Origin of the sequence: Shewanella hafniensis, assembly GCF_019655335.1 — a bacterium.
GTDB lineage: Bacteria > Pseudomonadota > Gammaproteobacteria > Enterobacterales > Shewanellaceae > Shewanella > Shewanella hafniensis.
In genome coordinates, this window is record NZ_BPFD01000137.1 from 1 (window position 1) to 5,289 (window position 5,289).

General features: G+C 46.2%; 3 protein-coding genes. All 3 read right to left on the bottom strand.

Features of this window, described 5'->3' with window-relative positions:
* Positions 1-3,285, bottom strand: a complete 3,285-nt coding sequence (locus K5Q99_RS21210) for a S41 family peptidase (protein ID WP_220778050.1) — start codon at positions 3,283-3,285, stop codon at positions 1-3.
* A 345-nt stretch (positions 3,286-3,630) separates the two neighbouring features.
* Complete coding sequence (locus K5Q99_RS21215) at positions 3,631-4,488, bottom strand: substrate-binding periplasmic protein (protein ID WP_106651207.1); 858 nt, start codon at positions 4,486-4,488, stop codon at positions 3,631-3,633.
* Between the two features lie 290 nt (positions 4,489-4,778).
* The gene (locus K5Q99_RS21220; protein WP_220590829.1) at positions 4,779-5,081 is read right to left on the bottom strand and encodes a hypothetical protein; all 303 of its coding nucleotides are present in this window, start codon (positions 5,079-5,081) and stop codon (positions 4,779-4,781) included.
* Positions 5,082-5,289 lie beyond the last annotated feature (208 nt).

Sequence of the window (5,289 nt, forward strand, 5' to 3'; positions counted from 1 at the left end):
TTACTTAGCTTTTATATCCTGTGCCATTCCTTTTGCCGGCATAGGCTGCGCTTTTAAGGCTGGAACGGGCTGCTTAACCAATTCATCCTTTAAATAGTTTATTGCCGTCTCAAGCTGTGCATCTTTACCGTTAAAGGTCGCAAAAGGTAAGTTATCAACTTCGATATCCGGCGTTACGCCATGTCCTTCCAGCACCCAGCGACCGTCCATTGCATACTGAGGATACTCCGCCACCCGCGCCATTCCTTTATCGGTCAACGAATTTCGCCCAGATAGCCACACGCCCGCCCCTGCCGTTTGCTTGCCAATTAGCGGTGCAATACCCAGCGCTTTAATCCCAGCGGAGAAAGTCTCACCGTCGGAATAAGTCAGCTCATCGGTTAACACCACTAAATGGCCGCGGAAGGTTTGCTGCATATTGGTGTTTGGCGTGCCGTGGGTCGGTTGCCAAAACGCCCAAGCGCGGCGCAATAACTTCTCAATAATCCAACTGTCGATATTGCCGCCGCGATTACGGCGAACGTCGATAATCAACCCGTCTTTATCATAATTGGTATAAAACTCACGGGCGAAACTTTCTATATCGCCGCCACCCATCGCATATAAGTGCAAATAGCCAATCTTGCCCTTACTCGCATCCTCGACCACAGCCGCGTTATGGCTCACCCAATCTAAGTAACGTAACTGGCCATCCACCATAGCGCTAACAGGCATAACGATAGTTTTATGGGTTTTGCTGCCACGCTTAAGTTGCAGCAATACTTGCTTGTCCTGCTGATTACGTAACAGACGCGTGACATCGGCCACGTTCGCCACTGGCGTACCATTGATAGCTAGCAGTACATCGCCTTCTTTGGCATCGACTTCGATACGATTTAACGGTGATGCGTTGGCAGGTAACTCAGGATCGTTACTGTAAATGTGCGCAATTTTAACGCCATCGGCAGTTTGCTGTAGACGCGCACCAAGACTTGCCGCTTTAGCCGCATCAGGATCTTTAGGTAAATCACCGCCGCGAACCTGTGAATGCAATGAATCTAATTCGCCCATCATTTGCATAAAGATATCGTTCAGTTCATTACGGTCAGTCAGGCGGTCAAGCAAAGGTTGATACTTAGCTTTGGTCGCTTGCCAATCGAGGCCGCGCATCTTCTTATCGAAGAAAGATTCCCTGTGCATCAACCAAGCATCTTCAAACATTTGTTGCCATTCAAGCTGGGGAGAAATCGCTAATTGCCATTGATCCGTTTGCACTTTGGCATTATCTGTATCGCCAAGCTTATCGCCACCGTCAACAATCATCAGCGCCTTGTCATTGCTGAACTTTCTTAGCATCAGCTTTTTGCCATCGGCAGAAACCGCATAATGACCAATATCTTCGGCAAAAACCTCTGCCTTAGGTCTCAATGGATCAAACTTGATGGTCATCAGGCTTGGTTCCGCGTCATCACCCATTGCTTGATCAAGCACATAAAGTCTGCCATCGACGGCGCGCAGTTCACTGAAATTGCCTGAATCGACAGGTACTTGCCATAAGCGCTGAGAAATACCTGACCAATCAATTTTCACCGGTTCCGGCTTATCTTTAGCATCGGTTTTGTCGGCTTGGTTAACACTAAGTTCATTGGGCTTACTAAAGGGAAATTTGGCATTGCTAACTAAGGCGATGGCAAAAATTTGGCTGCGTTTATCAAACACTGGGCCCATGTTTCTATCGCCCCAAGGAGAACTTGGCGTGGCGCTAAATTGGCGATTTGACAGGAAATATAGCCACTGACCGTCACTGCTAAAGGTTGGCGAATAGGACTCGTATTTGTCGCTGGTGAGCGTCTCGACCTTATTTTCATCCACAGAGTAAAGAACGATTTGCGGTCTTTGTTTACCGATTTCTGACTTAGTTAGTGCGATAAAACGGCTGTCGCCGGACCAGCGAATATCAGCATAAGGCCCAAGTCCCTCGCCGTTAGTGATGATTTTCTGATTGGTATTTTTCTTTAAGTCGAGCAACCAAACATTGCCATCGTTATCGTCGTGGGCGATAAATCGACCGTCATTGGACAGATTCAAGCTCATTCTTAGGGTATGGCCGTCCTTCGTCAGCTGCTTAGCACCACTGCTGCCATCGGCGGGGAATTGCCAAATTTCCTGTTGGCCTGTCATATCGCTAAGTGCATAAACCGACTTACCATCTTGACTCATAATCGCGTTTCTAACTCGATAAGTCCCCGGCAGCGCAACTTGCACTAAGCGCGAACCATCAACACCCGCAATAGCCACATGGCTGCGGGCGGTGATCACCACTTTATCGCCAGCGAGGGCTAAATCGGTAGAGGATGCATAATCCATAGGATCTTTCACCCAGTGCTCACGGCGCTGGGCAAAATCGGACGTGAGTTCGATATTGAGTAATGCGTCTTTCGCGGCCGCAATATCAAACACATGGATATCCGCACCTAACTGGAAGACCACTTTGCCTTGATCCATCCGCGCGCCGCGGACTTGCCAATCTTTAAATTGGGTCAACTGTTTTGCGTCTGAACCATCGAGCGCCATCGACCAGAGGTTGTCGTTACCATCACTGTCGCTGATAAAATACAGCCTGTCTTGCCATAGCATAGGTTGACGCACTGAGCCGTCGTGCTGACCGCTGAGCAACTGAGCTTCGGTTTTGCTACCAAGTTTAAAGCGCCATAATTCGCCCTTTGCGCCGCCACGGTACACTTTGGCGTTATCCCCAGTGACTTGTAGACCAAAGCGGGTGAAGTACACGTATTCGTTGCGATCATCAATCACACCTTCGACCGCATCGGCTAAGGGTAAATCTGTAGTCGTGAGGGTTTTAGGATCGACGCTGCGCAGCATCCAATTATTCGCAGGACCAAAACCACTGTCGGTAGAATATAAAATCTCGCCTTTGGCGGTCCAACCCTGAACACGCACACGGCTATTCTCGAAACTCACCCGTTTAGCCACACCACCCGCAACTGGGATCACATACACTTCGCTCGCGCCTTCATAATTGGCCACGTAAGCAACCCACTTACCATCGGCTGAAATGGTCGCACCTAGCTCCTCTGCGGGTAAACTCGTTAAGCGCGTCGCCGCTTTTTGGCCTAAGGTCTGAGTCCATAAATCCCCTTCAGCGGTAAAGACTAAGGTTTGATCGTGCAGGGCTGGCGCGCGGTAATAGCCTTGATTACTCACCGCATTGGCAGCAATGGCTTGGGCCGCAGTGAATGTACCTAGGGCAAGCATACAGCAGGCGACAGAATGGCGAAGTTTCATGTATGACCTCTATCCTATTGTTATTTTTAGCAATGGACTCTTTAACGACGAGATTTGCTAGCAGAGTGAGCGAAGACATTCTTGCCATGGGCTTTTGTAAAAAACGCAATCAAACCCAAAGCATGACAATTTAGCTCACCAAACTAGCAGAATTTAATAGAGAGTTCAGTAACTTCGAGCCAGAGAAGTTTTAGCAAATGTGTCACATCTTAAATCGCGGGAAAACAACTGAGTAAAAAACAATATTCTTTAGTGCAAATAACCAAAAATCATAGCGTTACCCTGTTGCACCACGATAAAAATCATTAAAAGTGAGACGTGATTGGCGTAGTTGAAGGGCAAGTGTTAAGGGCTAACGTACAGCGTCTTTAATGGACTGCTTAGGCGGCTCATATTGGATTGTTTCGCTAGTGACATTTGTTGCCATTTATTGATTACTCGTGCAATTTCACCGTTATCCATCATGGCCTTAATCGCATGATTAAACTGCTCTAACTGGCTTGGCGTCATACTCGCTTTACTGAGCATTAAATGGATATGGTTTTGATCTAACACTAATTTAAGTGGCACTAGCTTAATGTGCTGATGCTGACTGGCAATATAGGGCATGGCCATAGTATCGCCGACGATCATATCCCCGCGGCCATAGGTGAGCATTTGTACCGACTTATCTGAGTCAGGGCTCAATACTAATAAATGCTCCTGCTCTAATCGATATTGAGACTCTTGATAATCAACGCCATACCAACCGCTTGAAGGCACAAGCAGACGTAATTTCTTGGTAAAAATGTCTTCCCACTTATCGACATTAATCTGATCTTTTTGCTCATCGAGCACGAATAAGCGCAGTTCTTCGTCTCGATAATAACTGGAAAAATGTGCATAAGCCTGACGTTCATCCGTCATTGTCGCCCCCATCAGCACATCTAATTGCCCAGCTTTCAACATCTGGTGCGATCGCTTAGCTGGCACATTAATAAAATTGATTTTGCAACCAAGATACACGGCAAATGCCCGCATCAGATCCACATCTAAACCTTGTGCTTCTCCTTGGGGATCTTGCCAAGCATAGGGAGGCCAGTCGTTATAACCGACTTTAATGGTTTTTTGACAAGGTAAAGGGCTATTAACCTGCAATGTACTTTGAGCAGGCAAGGCTAAAGAAAGCAAAAATAAGACAGGAACGTATTTAAACAGTGACATAGGCTAAGTTACTTGCCCCTTAAGTTGGCGATCCTCTCCTGATGAAGATGAAGCAAAACGGTTCAACGTCAGGCTTCCACAGTGTTTTAATACCTAAATAAGCGTAGTTGGCACTTAGACAGCGCGCCATAAACACCAGTCAGAACATAGTAATTAACCTAAATAGGGCGCGGAGAATAGCAACAAATATGAACTGTGGCTAGGGCGTTCAATGTCATCGATTTAATTCACTTAGTCTAAAAACTCAGACTGAATAAATAAGCTCAAGTTAAAGTTAAAATTTAAGCTCGCTAAATCTGACACTTATAAATAACAGCAACAACCTTAGTGGGATCGCCCATATCAGTCTGTAACCAAACGATGTGCGTGCCGCCCAATTGCTCTCCCTGAGCTATGGCAGAATCTTTGGCTTCATCTAGATTATTCTCGCGCCGGCTCACTCCAGTGACGATGGCAAAACTGTCGCAGTGGGTCACTTCAAAATCGTAGGCCACATTTATGCGCCGATATAACTCCCGTTGCTCGGTTGCGCACCCAGAGACTAAAACGCAAACACAGACACTTAATAAGAAAAATCTAGACAAATCACTCAACCCACTGATTAAACACGCGGGTGAACATAAACAATTAAAACCGATAAAATCGTGAACCAGATCACACTTGCATAACCGAATGCAATACAATAAGTTACAAATATTAATTTAATATCATGTAGTTAAACAAAAGTTTTTTTATGCTTGCCTGCAACACAGTTTCATCAATTTATCGTTATCTTGCTTACACCTGTAAAGAGTGCACTTA